Genomic DNA, 17,309 nt, shown 5'->3' with positions numbered 1-17,309 from the left:
ACTTTATTCGAATGCCCTTTTGGCGCATGAACAAGGAAATAGCATGAAACAGCATCGGTTGGCGGCGGCGGTGGCCCTGGTTAGCCTGGTACTTGCGGGTTGTGATTCGCAAACCAGCGTAGAGCTGAAAACCCCGGCGCAGAAAGCTTCCTACGGTATCGGCCTGAACATGGGCAAAAGCCTGGCTCAGGAAGGTATGGATGACCTGGACTCCAAGGCCGTTGCCCAAGGCATCGAAGATGCCGTCGGCAAGAAAGAACAGAAGCTGAAGGACGAAGAACTGGTTGAAGCGTTTTCCGCACTGCAAAAGCGTGCTGAAGAACGCATGACCAAGATGAGCGAAGAGTCGGCAACCGCCGGCAAGAAATACCTCGAAGACAACGCCAAGAAAGACGGCGTCGTCACCACCGCTTCCGGTCTGCAATACAAGATCGTGAAGAAGGCCGAAGGCGCGCAACCCAAGCCTACCGACGTAGTGACTGTGCATTACACCGGCAAGCTGACCAACGGCACCACCTTTGACAGCTCCGTGGATCGCGGTAGCCCGATTGACCTGCCGGTCAGCGGCGTGATCCCGGGTTGGGTCGAAGGCCTGCAACTGATGCACGTAGGCGAGAAGGTCGAGTTGTACATCCCGTCCGACCTGGCCTACGGCGCCCAGAGCCCGAGCCCGGCGATTCCAGCCAACTCCGTACTGGTCTTTGACCTGGAGCTGCTGGCAATCAAGGACCCGGCCAAGGCTGACGCTCCTGAAGCACCTGCTGCCAAGTAAGCAGCGGTTGAACACCCAACGCCCCGTTTATACGGGGCGTTGTTGTTTCTGCGGGTTCTATTTATCTGTGGTGAGCGGGCTGATTGTGGCAAGAAGGCTTGTTGTGGCGAGCGGGCTTGCCCCGCGCTGGGGTGCGTAGCAGCCCCAATAGGCCTACCCAATCGTATCAGGAAGACTGAATTGGCTGGATTTTGGGCTGCTACGCACCCCAGCGCGGGGCAAGCCCGCTCGCCACAGGGTGAGTTCGCTGAAAACCGGATCCCTTGCAATCCGAACGAACACCTGCGATTTAGAGCAGTCTGATGCTATACCTCGGCACGGGTAGCCGCAGATGCACCCCAAGTCAATGAAATCTTGGGATTTTTTTATGTGCGCAAAAAACGCCCGATCTGACTGTAGGCCTTGTATTACGTGGCTTTCAGCCGCGAAAATGGGCTCTGTTCACAAGGTTATCCACAAGTTGTGTGGATAACCTTTTCTCTCGCCTGGAACTGGAGTGACGATGAAAGCACCCTGGAATTTCACCCGTTTCCTACCGTTGGCCGCACGCCTGATTGGGCGTGGACGCCTGCCGACCCTGTTGTTCGCGGTCGCTGCCAAAGGTTCAAACCAGGGCAGCCGCCTGGGCAAGCTCAAGGACGACCTGAAGCTACTCCAGGCGTTGTGCCTGGCCTACTGGCGCGGCGAGTACCGGGCCATCAGCCCCAAGGCGCTGATATCGGTAGTGGCGGGCTTGATGTATTTCCTCAGCCCGATTGATGCCATCCCGGATTTCCTGCCGATGTTCGGCATGCTCGATGACATCGCGGTTCTGGCCTGGGTCATGAAGTCCCTGGACGGTGAGCTGAGTGCTTTCCGCGCCTGGCGTGAACGCCAGCGCCCGGAGAAGTTGGTGGTGGTTGAGCGCTTGCCCGCCACGCCACAGCTTCTGGAGCAGGAAAACCCGAAAAAAAACTGAAGACGCGGATTATCCCCCTGCGCTCTTTGTGGCTGTTAGGATTACACTCCTAAGGAAAGTACTTACTTCGTAAGTGTTGTGATCCTACGGGGCAGTCATGGATATACAAATCATTTCACGGGATGGCGAACCCGAATACGCGGTTCTGCCATGGGCTCAGTACCAGGCGCTGTTGACAGCCGCCGGCCTGCAGCAACCAGCCACGCCTTCTGCACAGATCCCACCCATCGCTACCGAGCAGGATCTACGCCCCCTGGAGCAATTACGCAGCCTGCGCGAAGCCAAGGGGCTGGCGATCGAGACATTGGCTCGTACTGTGGGTATAAGCCCGTCCTACCTGGGTTTGATTGAAAGTGGTGAGCGCCAGCCGGATGCCGCGATCCGTCGCAGCCTGGCCTGGGAGTTGGGGATTGCGGGTTGGAGGGATGCAGTGTGAGTGTGCGCATCAGCCGTCAGCATTGGGATGGATTGCTCAACGAACTTGATCAGGCCCGTCGCCAACGCCATCTTTTGACCTATCGCGCATTGCTTGAGCGCCTGCAGTTTCCGACGCCGGCGATGCAAACCCTGACCGCTGCACTTGAGCACCTGGCCGCCCTTGATGCCAAGGCCGAGCAACCCCTGCGCAGTTCCCTGGTGATCAGCCAGGGCGCGAGTCGCTTGCCGCGCACCGGTTTTTTTGAATGTGTCGAACGCCTTGGGCGTTTCTGTGGGCCATCCGATGGCGTCGCTGCGGCGTCGTGGCACGCCTCGGAAGTGGTCCGTGTGTTCGAGTACGAATATCCTGAATCAGCGGAGGCTTGAGTGTTCTGGAAGCTCAAAGCGTATGCCAGCTACTGGTTGGCGCGCAGGTTGTTTCATTGGTCATGGTTTGTGCGTCAGCCCCGTGGCTGGCACTGGCTGGAGGGGCAGTTTGCACGCATGGCCAACCTGGGTAATGTCGAGGCCCAAAGTTTCTATGGGCACATCCTGACCTTTCGCGGCCAGGGTCTTGGCGCACGGGAAGAGGGCGTGCGCTTGCTGCGCTTGGCCGGCCAGGCTGGAGATGGCAAGGCTGCCTATCAAGTCGGCGTGCTGAGCCTGGCTGGCAGCCTGGGCAAGGCCCCCGACCCGGTCGAAGCCGCGCGCTGGTGGACCCTCGCTGCCAAGGCCGGGCATCCGCTGGCGCAGATGCGTCTGGAACAATTGTAGGAGCCGGCAAGCCGGCTCCTACAGGAGTTCGCGGCTGTCGATTACGTGGATGCTGTAGCCGGCCACGTTCTTGGCGTGATGCTTGGCCTGTGAGGCCAGTTCCGCCAACTGGCTGGCATCCAAGTGTCCACAACTCAGCGGATGCAGATGCACCACGCCGATAGACAGCGACAGCAAGGCAAACTCCTGTCGCGCCCCTTGGCGATTGAGGGCGATAAAACATCCCGCCTCCAAATGCTCACTGCGGTAAAAACGCCGGCACTGGGTCTGGAAATCATCCACCAACTGGTTAAGACGCTTGCGCCAATCCTGGGCGCCCAGCACCAGTAAAAAATCATCGCCGCCAATATGCCCGACAAAATCGCGGCTGGGGTCCACCCGGTCGTTCAGGCATTGCGCCAGGCACAGCAACACTTCATCGCCACGGCCATAGCCGTAGATATCGTTGAACGGCTTGAAGCTGTCGATATCCACATAGCAAATCACGGATTCGCGCTGCTGCTGCAACAGCCGCGTCAGGCACTGCTGGATCGGCACATTGCCCGGTAGCAGGGTCAGTGGGTTGGCGTAGCGCGCCTGCTGGATTTTCAGTTCGGTAATCAGCTTGAGTACGTCGATCACCCGGCCCAATCCCAGGTAGTTGCCGTTCTGGGTGATGATGAAGTCTTCTTCGATGCGCTGCCGCGCGCGGCTGGTCAGCAGGCGGCTGACCTGTTGCAACGACTGGCTCAGCTCCACGGCCAGGAAGTCGTCGCTCATCAAGCGGCTGATGGGCTTGCGCGCAAACAGATCAGTGGCAAATGGCTTGAGCAGGGCGTCGGACAACGAATGCCGATGCACGATGCCGATGGGCTGGCCGCGCCCATCGAGGACCGCCAGGGAGTTGAGGTTGGCCTGGCTGCGGAACGCTTCCAGCACCTTTGCCGTGGCGATGTCCTGGGCCACGGCCGGTTGTTCGTTGAGCAGGGCGCTGAGGTCACTGGCGTCCTCGTTGAGCGAGACGCTGGTGCTGTCGGGCCTGGCCAGCATCAACCGGGCTTCGGTCGGCGGGTGCTCCTGGGGACGGCACAGCAGGTAGCCCTGGATCAGATCCACACCCATCTCCGTGAGCACCGCCAATTCTTCTGGCAATTCGATGCCTTCAGCAATTACCTGCGCGCGGGAAGCCCTGGCGATCTGCAGGATGGAGCCGACAAACTCGCGCTTGAGCGCATCCTGGTGAATGCCGTCGATAAAATGCCGGTCGATCTTCACGTAGTCCGGGCGCAACTCGGACCACAAACGCAAGCTGGAGTAACCGGCGCCCAAGTCATCCAGGGCAATTGAAAAGCCCATGTCGCGATAGTGGTGCAGGGCGGTCTGCAGTAGCTGGAAATCGTCGGTCGGCGCTTGCTCCGTGAGTTCGATCACGATCTGGCTGGGTGCGATCCCGTACTCGCGCAGCATCTGCAAGGTGCGCCCCGGTTGATGAGTGGTTTCCAGCAGCGACTCGGGTGAGACGTTGAGAAACAGCTTGCCCGGCAGCTTCTGCTCGCTGAAGCGCTTACAGGCGCTTTGCCTGCAGGCCATCTCCAGCTCATTCAGGCGTCCGGCCTGGCGCGCCACGCTAAACAGCGCGAGGGGCGAGTGCAGCGGGCTGTTGGAGGGGCCGCGGCTCAGGGCTTCGTAGCCGAGGATGCGGCGTTCGCAGAGACTGATGATGGGTTGGAACAGACTGTGCAAACTGCCCTGAGCCAGGATGGAGCCCAGGGCATTCAGCTGTTCGGTCATGGTCATGATGATCTCGGTCGAAAAAAAAGGACCGGGTGCCTGGGGCGCCCGGTCCTTCATTTCACGACAGAATGATGTCTGTTTGATGACGCTCAGTGGAGCGGCAACATTAAATTGCCATCATTTACTGCTTGGCCACCGTCTTACTGATTTTCAGGTAGTCCAGCAGAATCCGCCCGGTTTCGCTCAGGTAGGCATCATCTTCCGGCTTGGTCTTTTCAGGTTCAGTCGGCAGCGCGTCTTCGTCTTCTTTCTTCAGCTCCTTGAGCGGGGCTTCACCCTTGGCCTTGCGGCGGATGTTTTCCAGGGCAAGTTGCTGGTTCTCGATATCGGTGTGCTGCGCGCGGCGGTCCACTTCATTGAGGCTGACGGTCTTCTCGGCCATCAACTTCTTGGCCAGGGCCAGCTTGTCGCGGATAAACACGAACTCGGCATCCTTGGCGGATCGCAGGTCATGTTCGGCCTTGAGCTGGGCCAGGTATGGCTTGAACGGGTCCGATGCGGGCTTGATGGCTGGGCGGATGGTGTCCCATGGCATGGCTTCGGGCAGGGCGCTTTCGCCGATTTCCTTGGTGTCGATGAGCGACGGGAAATCGATGTCCGGCAGTACGCCCTGATGCTGAGTGCTCTGCCCGGAAACCCGGTAGAACTTGGCCAGGGTCAGCTTCAGCTCGCCATGGTTGAGCGGCTGGATGGTCTGCACCGTACCTTTGCCGAAGGTCTGGCCACCGATGATCATTGCGCGGTGGTAGTCCTGCATCGCACCGGCGAAAATCTCTGAGGCCGAAGCCGAGAGGCGGTTGACCAGCAACGCCATCGGGCCTTTGTAGAAGGCGCCGGGGTTTTCGTCTTCCAGCACATCCACACGGCCGTCAGCGTTGCGCACCAACACGGTAGGGCCCTTGTCGATAAACAGGCTGGTCAGCTCGGTAGCTTCCTGCAACGAGCCGCCACCGTTGTTGCGCAGGTCGATGACCACACCGTCGACCTTCTCTTTGGTCAGCTCGGTGAGGATTTTCTTCACGTCACGGGTGGTGCTCTTGTAGTCCGGATCACCGGCACGGAAGGCCTTGAAGTCCAGGTAGAACGCCGGAATCTCAATCACGCCCAGCTTGTAGTCCTTGCCATCCTGCTTGAGGTTGAGGACTTTCTTCTGCACGGCCTGGTCTTCGAGCTTCACCGCTTCGCGGGTGATCGACACCACTTTGCTGGTCTGGTCGTTCGGCGCATTGGTGTGCGGAATCACTTCCAGGCGCACCACGCTGCCTTTGGGCCCACGGATCAGCTTGACCACTTCGTCCAGGCGCCAGCCGACCACGTCGACCATCTCTTTGTCGGCCTGGGCCACGCCAATGATCTTGTCGGCCGGGGCGACCTGCTTGGTCTTGTCCGCAGGGCCGGCGGGCACCAGGCGCACGATCTTGACCTGATCGTTGTCGCTTTGCAGCACGGCACCGATGCCTTCGAGGGACAGACTCATGTTGATATCAAAATTTTCCGCGTTATCTGGCGACAGATAATTGGTGTGCGGATCGTAGGACATCGCGAAGGTGTTGATATAGGCCTGGAAGATATCTTCAGCGCGGGTCTGCTCAAGGCGGCTCAATTGGTTCTTGTAGCGCTTGGTCAGCAGTTCCTGGATCGCCTTGGGCTCTTTGCCGGCGATCTTCAGGCGCAGGACTTCGTCCTTGACGCGTTTGCGCCACAGGTCATCCAGGGCGGCGGTGCTGGTCAGCCACGGGGCCTCCTTGCGATCCACCAGCAAGGTTTCCTTCTGGGTGAAGTCGAGCTTGTCGACGCCTTTGTTCAGCTCACCCAGGGCGAAGTCCAGACGCGCTTTGACACGGTCCAGGTAACGCTTGTAGATGGTGAAGCCAGGCTGCAGGTCGCCGCTCTTGAGGAAGTCGTCGAACTGGGTCTTCCACTTGTCGAACTCGGCAACATCACTGGCCAGGAAATAGCTGCGCGAGGGATCAAGCAGCTTGAGGTAGCTGTCATAGATGATCACCGAGCGCGCGTCGTCCAACGGCGGCTTGCTGTAATGGTGGCGCTTGAGCAACTCGACGACGTTAAGGCTGGCAATCACCTCATCGCGATCAGGCTGAAGTTTGTCCCAGCTGTTGGCTGCGAACGTATTGGTCGACAGCGGCAACAGGCCGAGACCAATGAAAAGAGCGAGGGCGGTGCTGGGGAACAAATGCTTCATGCTGATTCGACGCGGGGGCAATTGATAACGCATATTAGGCCGTCTTTGAAGTCGCCGGTTCCATTTGGGCCGGTCGCATAATGCAAAAAGCCCGGCGCTACAGCAACGGGCTCAGTCCAGACTCACTATGGAGGCACTGTGAAAGCATTGCAAGGCGTTGAAGGTCATGTGGAGTGGGTTGAGACCCCGAGTCCTACGTGCGATGTAGGGCAAGTTCGCATTCGGGTGGCAGCAGCCGGCTTGAATCGGGCGGATTTATTACAGCGTGCGGGGCTCTATCCGCCACCCCCAGGTGCCAGCGAGGTGCTGGGCCTGGAGTGCTCCGGGGTTATCAGTGAGGTCGGCGCCGGGTCTTCCTGGCAAGTGGGGGATCGGGTCTGTGCGCTGCTGGCCGGCGGTGGCATGGCGCAGGAAGTGGTGGTAGACGCGCGCCACGTACTGCCGGTGCCCGAGGGCCTGTCCCTGGCTGAAGCGGCCGCTTTGCCTGAGGTGTACAGCACTGCCTGGCTGAATCTGTTCCAACTGGCGGCCCTCAAGCCGGGTGAAAAGGTGCTGTTGCACGCGGGCGCCAGTGGCGTCGGTTCGGCGGCGATCCAGCTTTGCAAGGCCTTTGGCAGCCCGTGCTGGGTCAGCGTCGGCTCTGCGGATCGCCTGGCCTACTGCGAAGACCTCGGTGCCCAGGGCGGTGTGGTACGTACTGACGGCATCGAGAGCCTGGGGGATTTTGGCCCTTTCGACGTGATTCTCGACCCGGTGGGCGGCAATTATGCAGCCATCAACCTCAAGCTCCTGGCCCGCGACGGTCGTTGGGTGCTGATCGGCTTGATGGGCGGGCGCGAGGCCCAGTTGGACCTGGCGCATGTGCTGGCCAAGCGCGTGCAGTTGCTGGGCTCGACCTTGCGCAGCCGCGATGATCAGTTCAAGGCTGATCTGCTGAGCGACCTGGGCCAGCAGGTGTGGCCGTTGTTTGGTGAAGGGCGCCTGAGCCCGCAGTTGGCCAAGACCTTTGCGATCACGGATGCCGAGGCGGCGTTTGCGGAGCTGGCGACCAACCAGATTTCCGGGAAGTTGGTGCTGGTGATCGACGAAAGCCTGGCTTAAATGCCAATCCCGAATTGAAACCGGGTCAAAAGGGTGGGAGCGGGCTTGCTCGCGAAAGCGGTCGTCAGTTAACAACTATGTCGACTGATACACCGCTTTCGCGACGGTGCGGCGATCCGACAAGCCCGCTCCCACATTTTGATTGGGTTTCAAGTCAGGAAACGCGCTGTCAGGTCCACTGGTGAATCGGCCAGCCCGCCTGTTCAGCGTGGGCCCGTAGCACAGGATCCGGGTTCACCACCTGTGGGTAATCGACCTTGCTCAACAGCGGCAAGTCATTGCGCGAATCCGAATAGAAATACGCTCCTTCCAGGCTTTCACCTTCCTGCTCCAGCCATTGCATCAAGCGGGTGATCTTGCCTTCCCGGTAGGTCAGTACACCGACGGTCTTGCCGCTGTACACCCCATGGGCCACGTCCAGTTCAATCCCCAGCACCTCATCGATGCCAATACGCGCCGCTATCGGCGTGACCAAGTGCGTGCCCGAGGCCGAGATCACCAGGATCCGGTCACCGTTCTGGCGGTGGCGGGCGATGGTCTTGGTGGCGTCGCTGTAGATCAGCGGCTCGATAATATCTTCCACCCATGGCTCTACCAGATGTGCGACTTCTTCCGGGGTGCGCCCGATCATCGGTTCCAGGCTGAAGTCCATGAACTCTTCCATGGCCAACTCGCCGCGGCTGTAGGCAGACATCAGTTCATGGTTCTTGCGCATGAACGATTCACGGTCCACCCAGCCCAGGCGGCCCATCTGTTCGCTCCACAAGGTGGCGCAATCGCCGTGGATCAGGGTGTCGTCCAGATCAAAAATTACCAAAGCCATCAGTCATGCTTCCTCAATAAACGCTGCATCCTCAGGCTACCTCACACAGCGCAGCGGGATCGATAGAAAGTGCCAGGCGCTGGCCATCCGCATGCAGATCCTGGGCCGAGCGATTGAGTACGTCCACCACCAATTCCACGCCCCGGGCCTCGACACGATAGCGAATCACATTGCCCAGCAGGCTATGGCTGCGCACCAGGGCATCCAGTTCGCCACTGCGGTTGAGCTCGATGGATTCAGGGCGGATGGCGATGCGCCCGTTGACCGGGCGCTGCAACAGCTTGCTGGCCTGCTCGGCATCCAACAGGTTGTAGTTGCCGATAAAACCGGCGGCAAAGGCATCCACCGGAGCGGTGTAGAGGGTCTCGGCGTCGCCGCTCTGCACGATCTTGCCCTGGTTCATCAGGAAGATGCGGTCGGACATGACCAGGGCTTCTTCCTGGTCGTGGGTCACGAAGATGGTGGTCAGCCCCAGCTCGCGCTGGATCTGGCGGATCTGTTCGCGCAGGTGCTTGCGAATCCGTGCGTCCAGGGCCGACAGCGGCTCGTCAAGCAGCAGCAGGCGCGGCCGCGTGACCAGGGAGCGGGCGAGGGCGACGCGCTGGCACTGGCCGCCGGACATCTGGTGCGGGTAGCGCCCGGCCAGGTCCTTGAGCTCGACCAGTTGCAACACTTCCTGGACCCGCTTGTGGCTGTCATCGGCATTGACTTTCTGCATGCGCAGGCCGAAGGCGACGTTCTGTTCCACGGTCATATTGGGGAACAGCGCGTAGCTCTGGAACACCATGCCGATATGGCGCTTCTGCGGGCTTAACGGAACAATGTCCTGGCCGTCCAGCAGGATCTGCCCGCTGTCTACCGGCGTCAGGCCGGCGATGCAGCGCAGTAGCGTGGACTTGCCGCAACCGGACGGGCCGAGGAGGGTGACGAATTCGCCCTTGGCGATCTCGCAGTTGATGTCACTGAACACCGGGGTGGCGGCGTAGCTTTTTTGCAGGTGCTGGACGCTGACGAAGCTCATTGGCTTTTGTCCTTGTTCAAGAGGTTGGCGGCCCAAGTGAGCAGCAGCACGAAAAGGAAATAGGAAATGACCACGGCGCTGGTGAAATGGCCGCTGCTGTTGCGCATGTTGTTGAGGTACACCTGCAAGGTCTCGTAGCGCGTGCCGACGAGGATATTGGCGAACACAAACTCGCCGAACAGGAACGAGAACGACAGCAGCAACGCGACCATCAAACCCTTGCGCAGGTTGGGCAGCACCACCAGGATCGCGGCCTGCCAGGTGCTGGCGCCGAGCAGTTGGGCGGCGTCCATCAGGTCACGCAGGTTGATCGCTTGCAGGTTGTTGGTGATCGCGCGGTACATGAACGGCAGCGCCACGGTGAAGTAGCAGCCGATCAGGATCCACGGCGTACCGACCATGGCCAGCGGCCCCGAGCCATACAGCTGCAACAGCCCCACCGACGACACCACTGGCGGCACGGCGAAGGGCAAAAGGATCAGGATGTTCATCAGCGCATCGAGCCGGGGGAAGTGGTAATGCACCACGAACAGCAGCGGCAGGATCAGCACCACCGACAGGATCAGCGCACCCACGCATACCAGCAGCGACTGGCCAAAGGCATGTAAAAAGCGCGGGTCGCTCCACAGCTGCACATACCACTTGAAGGTAAAGCCGGCGGGCAGGATGGTGGCCGACCAACTACTGGCGAGGGAGTACACCAGGGTGCCAATCAGCGGCAGTACCAGGATCGCAAACAGCAGGTACACCACCACGCGATGATAGAGGGCAACGGGGCTGGCTTCAGCGCGAGACATGGTAGCTCCTCTTGAGCAGCAGTTGATGGACCACGGTGACCACGGTCATCAGCGCCACCAGGATCACGGCCAGGGCGCTGGCCATGTTCGGGTCCAGGGAAATGTCACCGGAAACCATCGCCGCGATACGGATCGGCAGCACGTTGAAGTTACCGGTGGTCAACGCGTACACCGTGGCGTAGGCGCCCAGGGCGTTGGCTACCAGGATCACGAAAGTACCCAGCAGCGCCGGCGTCAGCACCGGCAGGCCGATATGCCGCCAGTACTGCCAGCCATTGGCACCCAGGAGCGCAGCGGACTCACGCCAGTCTTCGCGCAGGGCGTCGAAGGCCGGGTAGAGCAGCAGCACGCCCAAAGGGATCTGGAAGTAGGTGTACAGGATGATCAGGCCGGTCTTGGAGTACAGGTTGAAGTCCTGAATGATCCCGGCCTGCTTGAGCATGATGGTGATGCTGCCGTTAAACCCCAGCAGGATGATGAAGGCAAAGGCCAGGGGTACGCCGGAGAAGTTGCTGGTCATGTTGGCGAAGGCGGTGACGAAGTTGCGCAGCGGCGAATCCACCTTGCGCAGCGAGTAGCTGCCCAGCAACGCGATGATGATGCCGAAGATGCTGGAGTAGAAACTGATCTCCAGGCTGTGCTTGATCGCCTGTAGGTAGAACTTGGAGTTGAAGATCTTGCTGAAGTTGGCCAGGCCCCAGCCGAACTCTTCCGATTGCAGGCTGTTGACCATTACCCAGAACAGCGGTGCGATCTGGAATACGATAAAAAACAGGGCGAAGGGTACCAGGCACAAGGCGGCCAGCCATTTGCCACGGATCACTGAACTCACTTCAACAGCTCCTGGCAGACAGATTTTTCGTGGGCAACGCCAAGCAGGGCGCAGACAGTGCCGCAGATATCGGTTTGCTTGGGCTGGGCCTTGGGGTCGAGACTGAAGGCATCACCGAAGACAAACAGCGGGACTTCACGCTCCTCTGGCAACAGGCCGTTGTGGGAGCGGTCGTTGTTCATGCCGTGGTCGGCCGTTACCAGCACCTGGTAGCCGGCATCGAGCCAGCCTTGCAGGTAGTCGGCCAGGATAATGTCGGCCGTGCGGGCGCTGTTGCGGTATTGCGCGGTGTCGAGGCCGTGCTTGTGGCCGGCGTCGTCGATATTCATCGGGTGCACCAGCAAAAAGTTCGGCGCGTGCTTGAGGCGCAGGCTTTCGGCGTCGGCAAACAAGTGGGCGTCCGGGTAATGATCGCTCCAATAGAAGTGGCCGTGCTGGATCGCCAGGGCTTGGTCGTCGGTGTGCCGGTCCCGGGCTGCGATGAACGGCGAGCGGTTGTAGAGCTCGCTGACCCAGTGGTAAGCCGCCGCTGCGGTAGTCAGGCCGGCGGCTCTGGCGTAGTGGAAGATACTGCGCTGGTTGGACAGGCGCGAGACGTGGTTGTGCACGATGCCGCTGTCGATCGGCGGTACGCCGGTGAGGATGCATTCGTACAGCGGGCGGGACAGGGCGGGCAATTCGCATTCCAGCTTGTACAGCGCCGCACGCCCGGCCCCGACGTAGGCCTGGAGATGCCCCATGGCATGCCGGGCGACCTCGTAATTGAGGCCGTCGAGCACCACAAGGATGACGTTGTGCTTCATAGGGGCAGGGGCTCCGCGACAAATTAGGCTTGATTGCGTGGTTCTTCTGGAACCGGATCAACTGTGGGAGCTGGCTTGCCTGCGATAACGGTGCATCAGCCGATACAAGTGCTGAATGTCATACCGCTATCGCCAGCAAGCCAGCTCCCACCCAGGGCTTATTGCATATTGATGATGACTTCTTCCTGCCACTTCTGCGGCAAGCTCTTGGAGGTGGCCTCCCAGGCGGCCGGGTCCTTGATGGGCGTCACGTTTTTGTATTGTTCGTTAGGCAGCAGCTTGGCCTGCACTTCGGCGGGCAGGGTCAGGTGTTCGGCACGGATCGGCCGCGCATTGCCCTTGGCCAGGTTGATCTGCCCGGCATCACTGAAGATGTATTCGCGGGTCAGCTTGGCCGCATTCGGGTGCTTGGCGTATTTGTTGATGATGGTGGTATAGCCGGAAATCACCGAGCCATCCGATGGGATCAGCACCACGTAGTCATCCGGGTTGGCCATCTTCGCCTTGTAGCTCAGGCCGTTGAAGTCCCAGACCACGCCCACTTCCACTTCGCCTTTTTCCATGGTGGCGATGGTCGGGTTGGCCAGGGAAATACGCCCCTGCTTGGCAATGTCGGCGAACATCAGCAGCGCCGGCTGGATGTTCTTCTCGTCGCCACCGTTGGCCAGGGCGGCTGCCAATACACCGTTGGCAGCTTGGGCGGCGGTGCTCACGTCACCAATCGAGACCTTGTATTTTCCGGTCTTGAGGTCTGCCCACTTGGTCGGGACTTCGGAGCCGTGCAGCAGTTTTTTGTTGACGATGAACGCGATGGTGCCGGTGTAGGCCAGTGCCCAGTGACCGTCTTTATCTTTGGCCCAATCGGGGATCTGTTCCCAGGTGCTGGGCTTGTAGGGTTGCGTGACGCCCTTGGTGGCCGCAATCGGCCCAAAGGCTGCACCGACGTCGCCGATATCGGCGCTGGCATTGTCTTTTTCGGCAGCGAACTTGGCGATTTCCTGGGCCGAGCTCATGTCGGTGTCGATGTGCTTGAGGCCGTACTTGGCTGCCAGGTCTTCCCAGGTGCCTCTCCAGTTGGCCCAGTCATCGGGCATGCCGACGCTGTTCACAGCGCCTTCTGCCTTGGCGGCAGCTTCCAGGGTTTTCAAATCGGTGTCAGCGGCCATGGCGGCGGTGCACATGGCAATGGTCGAGCCTAACAGTGATGCCAGGAAAAGCTGTTTCATCCGAAGCTCCTTTGGGCGTTTTCAACGCTGCGATTTTTTGATGGCGCGGTGGGTTTGGTCTAGGTCAGCAATACACGAGCCAATTTAGGCGCGCTGGATGACAGTTTCATGTCGATGTCGTTTTTAAAGCGCCTGGGCAGGCGCCTGCCGGGTAAGCGTAGACCACGGCCATGACCCCGTAATACCTGGACTTGGCCGATGTATTGCAGGGCATGTGAGACGGCGGCGCACGGCGCTGTCATCTGTCGGTCATGTGTGATGCCTAGGCTTGCACGCACTAGCCGTCGCCCACTCCAGGGGCATTTGGCGCACCCAAACAGTGCTGGCCTAGTCCAGATAGGTAACGTTGATGCGTGATGAGGCAACCAAAGCGGTGACAGCCATAGGCCTGGCGCTGCAAGAGCAGATCAGCCACGGCTTATTGAGCCCGGCGAGCAAATTGCCGGCCGAGCGCAAACTCAGTGAGTTGTTTGGTACCACCCGCATCACCGTGCGCGAGGCGTTGCTGCAATTGGAAGCCCAAGGCCAGATCTACCGCGAGGAGCGCCGCGGCTGGTTCGTTTCGCCACCCCGGCTGGCCTATAACCTAATGCAGCGCAGCCACTTCCACGCCATGGTCGGCGCCCAGGGGCGGGTGCCTTGCACTGAAGTCATATCGGCTCGCCTGCAACCGGCCTCGGCCGCTGTTTGTGCGTGGCTGCAACTGCCGGCGCTATCGAGCGTGATCCAGATCTGCCGCCGGCGACGTATTGATGGGCGGTTGGTGCTGTATGTCGAGCACTACCTCAACCCTCAGTATTTCCCGGGGATCCTTGCGTGTGACCTGAACGAGTCGATGACCGAGTTGTACGCCCGCCAGTACGACTTGCATTACGGGCGCGTGCGCTTTGAAATTGTGCCGACTTCATTGCAGGTGGAAGCGGCAGCCGCCCTGAAGGTCTCGGCAGGCAGCCCCGGGCTGCGGATCGCCCGGGTCAATTACGATCAGCACCAGCGCCTGATCGATTGCGACCTGGAGTTCTGGCGCCATGATGCGATTCACGTCGGGGTCGATGTGACCTGAGCGTCCTGCGGTCCACTCGCCGCCGTCACCACCTGCACACTCAAGCGCGGCATTGCCAGGTCCATGCCGGCCTCATCCAGGTGGCGCTTGAGCGACAGGTTGAACGCCCGCGACACTTCCCACTGCTTGATCGGCGCGGTCTTGAAGCGCGCGCGCAGGATGGCGTTGCCCGACTCGAAACTCTCCACCCCCTGGAACTCCAGGGGCGACCAGATATTGCGGCGCTGCAGCGGATCGGCGCGCATCTTCTGGCCGACGTCGCGCATCAGTTTGATCGCGGTGTCGATGTCCATGCTGGCAGGCACCGCCACGCGGAAAATCGCATAGCCGAACTCCCGCGAGTAGTTCTTGATGCTCTTGATCTCGCTGAACGGGATGGTATGCACGATGCCATCGATATCGCGCAGGCGTACGGTGCGGATGGTCAGGCCTTCGACGGTGCCGAGGTGGCCGCCGACGTCCACGTAGTCATCGATGGCCAGGGAGTCTTCGATGATGATGAACAGGCCGGTGATCAAGTCCGCTACCAGTGACTGCGCGCCAAAACCGATGGCCAGGCCGATCACACCGGCACCGGCCAGCAGTGGCGTGACGTTCATGCCCATGTTCGCCAGGGCGACGATGGCGGCGATGATAAAGATCGTCACGAACAGCACGTTGCGGATCAACGGCATCATGGTCTGCGCCCGCGCATTCGCCAGGCCTTTGCGCGAGCGGGTGAGGGCGTGGTGGATCGCGGTGTCGCTGAGGATCCAGATCAGCCAGGCGAACAGCAGGGTACCCGCGAGGCCGAACAATTTGACGCTGATCTCATGCCCGTCGCCCTCGGTAAAGCGGATCAGCGACCAGCCCCAGACCCGCAGGCCGAGCTCGATGAACACCAGCCACACCGCCAGGTGGGCCAGGGTGTAGACGAAACTTTTCAGCCGTTCGGAATACAGCGCATGGCGCTTATGCCCACGTTGAGGCTTGAGGGCATGGCGGCGCACCAGGCCGTTGATCACCATGCACAGCACCAGCAACACCGTGCAGAGCAATGACTGGCGCAAGGCGGTGCTGGTGTCGCCTGCGGACACGAACGTGGCAAACAGCGAAATGCCCACCAGCAGCAGCGCCGGCAGGTACCAGAAGGTGCCGATGATCTCGATGGTGTCGCTCAAGGCGCGACGGGTCAGGCGCCGGGACAGTGGCTGGTTGCGGATCAGGTGCGCGATGGGTCGGCGGAAACGCAGGATAAACACGCCGGTAGACAGTGCGGCCAGCACATTGGCGACGGTCGCCGCGCTGTGTGCCAGGTGGGTGCCCAGGGCTTCGGTCAGGCGCGGGTCGCTCAGCGCCTCGCCAAAGGCGGCGAAGCTGCCGATCAGCCACAGCGGGCGAAACGCCTGGTGGCGCAGGATATAAAGGGCCCGGTGGCGGTGCGGGCCGTCGAGCACGGAAAAGGCAATGACGCAGATCGCCGAGAAACAGGTGCCGACCACCAGCGCGTACGCCAGGACCATTGCCAGGGACTTGCCCAGGGACGAGGGCAGGGCGTAGCTCAAGTAGACGGTGATCACCAGGGCAATCAGCCAGGGGCCGAGTTTGCGCAGGGCAAAACGCAGCATGTCCCAGGTCTTGGGGTGTTGGGGCAGTTCTTCACTGAGGCCAAAACGCAGGCGCACGCGATGGCTGAGCCAGATCAGCGCGGCCGCCAGCAGGCTCCAGAGCATCAGCACCATGGCAAAGCCAAAGATGATTGGCAGCCATTCGCTGGCTGGCAGCATCAAGGCGGAAAACTCGGCCTTGGCCTGGTCGAACTCGACGGACCAGCGATTGAGCGGGCTGTCGCTGCCGGACAGTTGTTGCTCCAGGCTCGCCAGGGTGCCGCCGATCAAGCCCAGCACCCCTTGCTCGGCTGCCGGTTGAGCTTTTTTTGTGGCTTCGCGCAGCTTCTTCAGGTCGGCCAGCAGCTTGGTGCGCTGCTGGTCGTTTTCCAGGGTCTTGATCACCTCGTCCAAAGACTGGCCCAGCGGCACGTCGGCTTGTGGTTGGGCTTTGGTGCTGCTGCCCAGGATGCCTGGCAGGCCGACCGCCTGGGCAGGGGCGATAGGCAACAGGATCAGCAGGCAAAGGAGCAGGCAGTAGGGCAGGGCAAACAGACGGGCAAGCACGAGGCGGTCAACCTTGGAAACGACAGATCGACCGAGTGTACGAGGGCGCTATGCCCATTGCGAGTGCATTTGTTATTCGGCCAGTTTTGCGAGGATCCGGTAAACGATGGTGCCGAGGATCAGCAGCATGCCGACCCACATGCCAAACACACCGAGGTTTTTGTCGCGGAAGTTGAAGCCAACGGCCAGCAGGATCATGCCCGTGAGGATGGGGATGAGCATGGCGTGGAAGGCGGACATCGGGATCATGGTGGGGACGGCCTTGTCGTAGAAAGATGATTACCAGTCTAGGCTGGATTGGCGCAAGTGGGGTTGATGTGTGTCAGATAGGGCGAAGGCTATGTGGCCAGGCGCTGTCGTGGCGAGGGGGCTTGTCCCGCTGGGCTGCGTAGCAGCCCCAAAACCTGCCACCTCGTTGTATCTCATAGATCTCAGTGAGGCTGAATGGGGCTGCTGCGCAGCCCAGCGGGGGTGTAGAACCGTAGACATCCTTTACATCTGAAACCGGGGACATCGTTTACACATTTGAAGCTTGGATGCGGCTCTTGCCGCGTCCAAGTCTGCCCAAGGGATAGTCACATAGGTACAGATCC

Annotated in this window: 17 protein-coding genes; 7 read left to right on the top strand and 10 right to left on the bottom strand. The window is 60.6% G+C overall.

The window, feature by feature from the left end; genetic code table 11:
* The first annotated feature begins 43 nt into the window (after window positions 1-43).
* The 5 genes from FIV38_RS13900 (at window position 44) to FIV38_RS13880 (ending at window position 2,921) form a co-directional block, all read left to right on the top strand.
* Window positions 44-772: a BamJ family beta-barrel-assembly machinery protein gene (locus FIV38_RS13900; RefSeq protein WP_092235022.1), complete on the top strand. Its 729-nt coding sequence runs from the start codon at window positions 44-46 to the stop codon at window positions 770-772.
* 502 nt (window positions 773-1,274) lie between these two features.
* The gene (locus FIV38_RS13895) at window positions 1,275-1,730 is read left to right on the top strand and encodes a YkvA family protein (protein ID WP_092235025.1); all 456 of its coding nucleotides are present in this window, start codon (window positions 1,275-1,277) and stop codon (window positions 1,728-1,730) included.
* 97 nt (window positions 1,731-1,827) lie between these two features.
* Window positions 1,828-2,166 (top strand): helix-turn-helix domain-containing protein, encoded by a 339-nt coding sequence (locus tag FIV38_RS13890; protein ID WP_029292804.1) that lies wholly within the window; start codon window positions 1,828-1,830, stop codon window positions 2,164-2,166.
* Complete coding sequence (locus tag FIV38_RS13885) at window positions 2,163-2,534, top strand: hypothetical protein (protein ID WP_029292807.1); 372 nt, start codon at window positions 2,163-2,165, stop codon at window positions 2,532-2,534. The genes FIV38_RS13890 and FIV38_RS13885 overlap by 4 nt, the downstream gene beginning before the upstream one ends.
* Complete coding sequence (locus FIV38_RS13880; protein WP_029292809.1) at window positions 2,535-2,921, top strand: tetratricopeptide repeat protein; 387 nt, start codon at window positions 2,535-2,537, stop codon at window positions 2,919-2,921. It abuts the gene before it with no gap.
* An 18-nt stretch (window positions 2,922-2,939) separates the two neighbouring features.
* Here the strand turns inward: FIV38_RS13880 and FIV38_RS13875 are convergent, their stop codons facing one another.
* Both FIV38_RS13875 and FIV38_RS13870 read right to left on the bottom strand, forming a co-directional pair.
* Window positions 2,940-4,697, bottom strand: a complete 1,758-nt coding sequence (locus FIV38_RS13875; protein WP_029292811.1) for a bifunctional diguanylate cyclase/phosphodiesterase — start codon at window positions 4,695-4,697, stop codon at window positions 2,940-2,942.
* 118 nt (window positions 4,698-4,815) lie between these two features.
* The gene (locus FIV38_RS13870) at window positions 4,816-6,897 is read right to left on the bottom strand and encodes a carboxy terminal-processing peptidase (protein WP_169852119.1); all 2,082 of its coding nucleotides are present in this window, start codon (window positions 6,895-6,897) and stop codon (window positions 4,816-4,818) included.
* A 138-nt stretch (window positions 6,898-7,035) separates the two neighbouring features.
* Between FIV38_RS13870 and FIV38_RS13865 the strand changes: the two genes are divergently transcribed.
* A complete protein-coding gene (locus FIV38_RS13865; protein ID WP_092235029.1) occupies window positions 7,036-7,998 on the top strand; it encodes a zinc-binding dehydrogenase in 963 nt (320 codons plus the stop codon).
* A gap of 169 nt (window positions 7,999-8,167) precedes the next feature.
* On the opposite strand, the gene FIV38_RS13860 is transcribed toward FIV38_RS13865, so the two are convergent.
* The 6 genes from FIV38_RS13860 to FIV38_RS13835 form a co-directional block, all read right to left on the bottom strand.
* Window positions 8,168-8,821, bottom strand: coding sequence for an HAD family hydrolase (locus tag FIV38_RS13860; protein ID WP_029292818.1), 654 nt, complete (start codon window positions 8,819-8,821; stop codon window positions 8,168-8,170).
* Between the two features lie 31 nt (window positions 8,822-8,852).
* Window positions 8,853-9,842, bottom strand: a complete 990-nt coding sequence (locus FIV38_RS13855; protein ID WP_070995363.1) for an ABC transporter ATP-binding protein — start codon at window positions 9,840-9,842, stop codon at window positions 8,853-8,855.
* Complete coding sequence (locus tag FIV38_RS13850; protein ID WP_029292823.1) at window positions 9,839-10,639, bottom strand: ABC transporter permease; 801 nt, start codon at window positions 10,637-10,639, stop codon at window positions 9,839-9,841. Before FIV38_RS13850 ends, FIV38_RS13855 begins: the two co-directional genes overlap by 4 nt.
* Window positions 10,626-11,471, bottom strand: a complete 846-nt coding sequence (locus FIV38_RS13845; RefSeq protein WP_029292825.1) for an ABC transporter permease — start codon at window positions 11,469-11,471, stop codon at window positions 10,626-10,628. The genes FIV38_RS13850 and FIV38_RS13845 overlap by 14 nt, the downstream gene beginning before the upstream one ends.
* Window positions 11,468-12,274, bottom strand: coding sequence for an alkaline phosphatase family protein (locus FIV38_RS13840; protein ID WP_092235032.1), 807 nt, complete (start codon window positions 12,272-12,274; stop codon window positions 11,468-11,470). The genes FIV38_RS13845 and FIV38_RS13840 overlap by 4 nt, the downstream gene beginning before the upstream one ends.
* A 158-nt stretch (window positions 12,275-12,432) precedes the next feature.
* Entirely contained in the window at window positions 12,433-13,500 is a 1,068-nt protein-coding gene (locus FIV38_RS13835; protein WP_092235035.1) for an ABC transporter substrate-binding protein, read from the bottom strand.
* Window positions 13,501-13,849: 349 nt separating this feature from the next.
* Here FIV38_RS13835 and FIV38_RS13830 point away from each other — a divergent pair, with 349 nt between their 5' ends.
* Window positions 13,850-14,563 (top strand): UTRA domain-containing protein, encoded by a 714-nt coding sequence (locus tag FIV38_RS13830; protein ID WP_070995358.1) that lies wholly within the window; start codon window positions 13,850-13,852, stop codon window positions 14,561-14,563.
* Here the strand turns inward: FIV38_RS13830 and FIV38_RS13825 are convergent.
* Entirely contained in the window at window positions 14,539-16,716 is a 2,178-nt protein-coding gene (locus tag FIV38_RS13825; protein ID WP_092235038.1) for a mechanosensitive ion channel family protein, read from the bottom strand. The two genes, FIV38_RS13830 and FIV38_RS13825, sit on opposite strands and share 25 nt — an antisense overlap.
* A gap of 72 nt (window positions 16,717-16,788) precedes the next feature.
* Window positions 16,789-16,965, bottom strand: a complete 177-nt coding sequence (locus FIV38_RS29965; protein WP_166647837.1) for a hypothetical protein — start codon at window positions 16,963-16,965, stop codon at window positions 16,789-16,791.
* Between the last annotated feature and the right edge of the window lie 344 nt (window positions 16,966-17,309).

The organism is Pseudomonas proteolytica (assembly GCF_007858275.1).
In the GTDB taxonomy this organism is placed as follows: Bacteria; Pseudomonadota; Gammaproteobacteria; order Pseudomonadales; family Pseudomonadaceae; genus Aquipseudomonas; species Aquipseudomonas proteolytica.
Note: the sequence above shows the minus strand (reverse complement) of the source record. Positions and strands in the feature narration are given on the sequence as shown.